The organism is Bradyrhizobium sp. P5_C11_2 (assembly GCF_054049755.1).
The window spans coordinates 1-5,017 of sequence record NZ_JBFULT010000554.1; the positions used below are offsets into that span (position 1 = coordinate 1).

A 5,017-nucleotide genomic window follows, 5' to 3' on the forward strand; every position below is an offset into this window, starting at 1 on the left:
ACATGCGGCTGCTCTGGGCGCGCGTCGGCGTGCCCTACTCGCCCGCCACCGGCCTGCCGATCGAGAGCCAGACCGTGTCGCAGATGGTCGACCGCGTGCTGGCGCTGCCCGAGGGCACCCGCCTCTATCTGCTCGCGCCGGTCGTGAACGGCCGCAAGGGCGAGTACAGGAAGGAGCTCGCTGAATGGCTCAAGAAGGGCTTTCAGCGCGTCAAGATCGACGGCACCTTCCATGAGCTTGCCGAGGCGCCGACGCTCGACAAGAAATTCCCGCACGACATCGACGTCGTGGTCGACCGCATCGTGGTGCGGCCCGACATCGGCCAGCGTCTCGCCGAAAGCTTCGAGACCGCGCTGAAGCTCGCCGAGGGCCTCGCCGTCGTCGAATTCGCCGACGCGCCGGCGACGGCTCCGGCCGAAGAGAAAAAGAAGACCGCAAAGATCCACGACAAGAGCGGGCCCGAGCGCATCCTGTTCTCGGAGAAGTTCGCCTGCCCGGTCTCCGGCTTCACCATCCCCGAGATCGAGCCGCGACTGTTCTCGTTCAACAATCCCTACGGCGCCTGCCCCGCCTGCGGCGGCCTMGGCGTCGAGCAGCATGTCGACGAAGACCTCGTCATCCCCGACAAGGAGCTCGCCATCGGCAAGGGCGCGATCGCGCCCTGGGCCAAATCGTCGTCGCCCTACTACGTGCAGACGCTGACGGCGCTCGGCAAGCACTACAAGTTCACGCTGACCACCAAATGGAAGGATCTGCCGAAGAAGACGCAGAACGCAATCCTCCATGGCTCGGGCGAGGACGAGATCAAGTTCTCCTACGAGGACGGCGTCCGCTCCTACGACACCAAGAAGCCGTTCGAGGGCGTCATCACCAACATCAACCGCCGCTATCGCGAGACCGAGAGCGAGTGGGCGCGCGAGGAGCTGGCGAAGTATTTCCATGACGTCCCCTGCGAGGCCTGCAAGGGCTTTCGGCTGAAGCCGGAGGCGCTCTGCGTCAAGATCGGCGGCAAGCATATCGGCGAGATCTCGGAGTTGTCGGTCAAGCGCGCCGGCGACTGGTTCGAGACCGTGCCGGAGGCGCTGAACGCGCAGCAGAACGAGATCGCGGGCCGCATCCTCAAGGAGATCCGCGAGCGCCTCACCTTCCTGCTCGACGTCGGCCTCAACTACCTCACCCTGTCCCGCTCCTCCGGCACGCTGTCGGGCGGCGAGAGCCAGCGCATCCGCCTGGCCTCGCAGATCGGCTCGGGCCTGACCGGCGTGCTCTACGTGCTGGACGAGCCCTCGATCGGCCTGCACCAGCGCGACAACGCCCGCCTGCTCGACACGCTGAAGCGGCTTCGCGACCTCGGCAACACCGTGATCGTGGTCGAGCACGACGAGGACGCGATCCGTTTGGCGGACTACGTGCTCGACATCGGCCCCGGCGCCGGCATGCATGGCGGCCACATCGTCGCCGAGGGCACGCCCGCCGAGATCATGCGCAACCCGAAATCGCTCACCGGCAGATATCTCACCGGCGAGCTCGAGGTCGAGGTGCCGGAGCGGCGCCCGCCGAACCATCGCCGCACCATCAAGGTGGTCAACGCGCGCGGCAATAATCTCAAGAACGTCACCGCCGAGATTCCGCTCGGCCTGTTCACCTGCGTCACCGGCGTCTCCGGCGGCGGCAAGTCGACGCTCCTGATCGACACGCTCTACCGCGCCATCGCCCGCAAGCTGAACAATGCCAGCGAAGGCGCCGCGCCGCACGATCGCATCGAGGGCCTCGAGCACATCGACAAGATCATCGACATCGACCAGTCGCCGATCGGCCGCACCCCGCGCTCGAATCCCGCGACCTACACCGGCGCCTTCACGCCGATCCGCGAATGGTTTGCCGGGCTCCCGGAAGCGAAGGCGCGCGGCTATGAGCCCGGCCGCTTCTCCTTCAACGTCAAGGGCGGCCGCTGCGAGGCCTGTCAGGGCGACGGCGTCATCAAGATCGAGATGCACTTCCTGCCGGACGTCTACGTCACCTGCGACGTCTGCAAGGGCAAGCGCTACAACCGCGAGACGCTCGAAGTCCTGTTCAAGGGCAAGTCCATCGCCGACGTGCTCGACATGACCGTGGAAGAGGCCGCCGAGTTCTTCAAGGCCGTGCCGCGCGTGCGCGAGACGTTCCAGACCCTGCACCGCGTCGGGCTCGACTACATCCATGTCGGCCAGCAGGCGACGACCCTTTCGGGTGGCGAAGCGCAACGCGTCAAGCTCGCGAAAGAGCTGTCAAAACGCGCCACCGGCCGCACGCTCTACATTCTCGACGAGCCGACCACCGGCCTGCACTTCCACGACGTCAAGAAGCTGCTGGAAGTGCTGCACGAGCTGGTCGCGCAGGGCAACACGGTCGTCGTCATCGAGCACAATCTCGAAGTCATCAAGACCGCCGACTGGGTCATCGACCTCGGCCCCGAAGGCGGCGACGGCGGCGGCGAGATCGTCGCCTGGGGCCCGCCGGAGGACATCGCGAAAGCGCCGCGGAGCTACACGGGCAAGTTTTTGGAGCCGGTGCTGAAGAAGGCACGGAAGCCGAAGCGGCGAAGCACGAGCGAGGCGGCGGAGTAGGTTCGCACCTGGAATGTGCCGACGCATGTGCCTGAGGGAGACCGAATTTGCCTGCCGGACTTGTGCAAACCTATCGCGCGTTCGCCCACAATAATGCCTGGGCGAACCATCGGCTGCTCACCGCCTGCGCCGCGCTGTCTCAGGCCGACTTCGAAGCCGGGCGGACCGGCTTCTTTCCGAGCCTGCAGCGCACGCTGAACCACATCTATGTCATCGACCTCTTCTATGTCGATGCGCTGGAGGGCGGGTGGCTCGGACCTGCCGCCTGGAAGAACGAAGTGCCCTACCCTTCGCTTGCCGCGCTGAAGCCCGCGCAAGCCGCAATCGACAAGCGGTTGATCGCCATCTGCGATGCACTGACGCCCGAGCTCCTCAACGGTGCGGTGAAGATCAACCGCGACACCCAGGTCCAGAGCGAGCGCCGCGACCGGTTGCTGATGCATCTCTTTCAGCACCAGATTCACCATCGCGGACAGGCGCACGCCATGCTGTCCGTAACGGCAGTTGCGCCGCCTCAGCTCGACGAATTCTTTGCGGAAGGAGAAGCGCCGCTCCGGGCCGGCGAGTTCGCCGATCTCGGGTGGACCGAGGAGACCGTGTGGAGCTCCTAGACGCGGAGCACGAACGAACGAGTTCAGGGTTTCTGGTCTATGAGCTGGTCAGGAACTCCGGCGGCACATGGTCGGTCAGCCACACCCCGTTGTCTGCACGGTAAAACTTGAATCCCTTCACACGCATGCCGCCTGCGTCGACCTCGAAGATGTGCGGCTTGCCGTGGCGCTGACCAACGCGCTGTGCCGTCGCCTTGTCGGCGGACAGATGCACCTGCTGGCGCGCTTGCGGCTTCAAGCCCTCCGAAAGGATCGCTTCAACAAACCGCGTCGCCGTCCCGTGATACAGGACTGAGGGGGGCTCCTGGGCCGGCAACCCAAGCGCCACCGGGACCGAGTGCCCTTGCGCGGCACGGATGTTGCGCCCGTCAGCCGAAACCGAGAACCGCTTCTTGTCGCTCATCGCGACGACGTTGAGCAGATCGGTCCGGTCGAACGTCGTCCCTGTCGCATTGGCTTTTTCAACGAGTTCATCGATATTGGCCCAGCCATCCGTGCCAAGCGTCAAGCCGATCTCATCGGGCCTATGCCGCAGCACAAGGCTCAGAAATTTGCTGAGGTGAATCTGATCGACCGGCATCTTTGCATTCCCGTTTCGCTCTTGTACATCCGGCTACGAATGACGACCAGACCTTCAGGAACCAATGCCCTACGCCCTCGCCATCTTCGATCTCGACGGCACGCTCGTCGACAGCTTCCCGTGGTTCCTGCGCACCATCAACGGCGTCGCCGACCGCTTCGGCTTTCGCCGCGTCACGGAGGAGGATGTCGAGGGGCTGCGGCACGCCACGTCGCGCGAGATCCTCAGCCGGCTCGAGGTGCCGCTGTGGAAGCTGCCCGCGATCGCGCGGCATGCGCGGCGGCTGAAGGCCGAGGCTGCGGCGGAGATTTCACTGTTCGCGGGCGTCGAGGCGATGCTGCGGACGCTGGCCGAAAACGGCGTGCAGCTGGCGCTGGTGACATCGGACAGCGAAGCCAATGCGCGCGAGAAGCTGGGCGAGGCCGCCGCGCTGTTCTCGTACTTCGATTGCGCGGCCTCGCTGTTCGGCAAGCCCGCGAAATTCCGCCGGGTGATCCGGCGCGCCGGCGTAGACCCGAGCCGCGTGATCGCGATCGGCGACGAGGTCCGCGACATCGAGGCCGCGCGGGCCGTCGGCATTGCCTGCGGTGCGGTGTGCTGGGGCTATGCCGCGCCGGCGGCGCTGCGGGCGCTTGCGCCCGACCATATCTTCGCGCAGATGGACGAGATTGCGGACGTGGTCTGCCGGATTCCGCTAAAGGCCTGATCCCGGCATCCGCACATCCAGGGAGACGGTGATGGCGCTCACGGAATCAGCCCGCCTGAAGCTGCTGGCCCCGCCCGTCGGCCGGGTCCGCGTCGTGCTCGACACCTACAACGAGATCGACGACCAGTTCGCGCTCGTGCAGATGCTGCTGTCGAAGGATCGGTTCGATGTCGAGGCGATCTACGCCGCGCCGTTCTTCAACACCCGCGCGGACAGCCCCGGCCACGGCATGGAGCTGAGCTATCAGGAAATCCTGCGCCTGCTGGAGCGTCTGAACATCGCGCCGGAAGGCCTGGTCCATCGCGGCGTCACCGCCTATGTCGGGCCCGCCAAGGCCGCACGTGAGGCACCCGCCGTCGACGACCTCGTGGCCCGTGCCCGCGCGGGGTCGCCGGACCATCCGCTGTATGTGKTCGCCATCGGCGCCATCAGCAACGTCGCCTCGGCGCTGCTCAAGGCGCCCGACATCACCGACCGCGTCGTCGTCATATGGCTCGGCGGCCATGCGCTGGAA

General features: G+C 65.9%; 5 protein-coding genes. 4 read left to right on the forward strand and 1 reads right to left on the reverse strand.

From position 1 onward, the window contains the following. Both uvrA and ACXJL8_RS33790 read left to right on the forward strand, forming a co-directional pair. Window positions 1-2,606, forward strand: a 2,606-nt coding sequence (gene uvrA, locus ACXJL8_RS33785; RefSeq protein ID WP_456686352.1) for an excinuclease ABC subunit UvrA, incomplete at its 5' end; no start/stop codon positions are given. Window positions 2,607-2,653: 47 nt separating this feature from the next. Next, the gene (locus ACXJL8_RS33790; RefSeq protein ID WP_456618872.1) at window positions 2,654-3,217 is read left to right on the forward strand and encodes a DinB family protein; all 564 of its coding nucleotides are present in this window, start codon (window positions 2,654-2,656) and stop codon (window positions 3,215-3,217) included. Window positions 3,218-3,254: 37 nt separating this feature from the next. Here the strand turns inward: ACXJL8_RS33790 and ACXJL8_RS33795 are convergent, their stop codons facing one another. After that, on the reverse strand, window positions 3,255-3,797 hold the full coding sequence (locus ACXJL8_RS33795) for an RNA 2'-phosphotransferase (protein ID WP_456618871.1): 543 nt from the start codon (window positions 3,795-3,797) through the stop codon (window positions 3,255-3,257). A 64-nt stretch (window positions 3,798-3,861) separates the two neighbouring features. On the opposite strand from ACXJL8_RS33795, the gene ACXJL8_RS33800 reads away from it, so the two are divergent. Both ACXJL8_RS33800 and ACXJL8_RS33805 read left to right on the forward strand, forming a co-directional pair. After that, window positions 3,862-4,503, forward strand: coding sequence for an HAD-IA family hydrolase (locus ACXJL8_RS33800; protein WP_456618870.1), 642 nt, complete (start codon window positions 3,862-3,864; stop codon window positions 4,501-4,503). Window positions 4,504-4,534: 31 nt separating this feature from the next. Beyond that, window positions 4,535-5,017, forward strand: a 483-nt coding sequence (locus ACXJL8_RS33805; RefSeq protein WP_456686353.1) for a nucleoside hydrolase-like domain-containing protein, incomplete at its 3' end; no start/stop codon positions are given.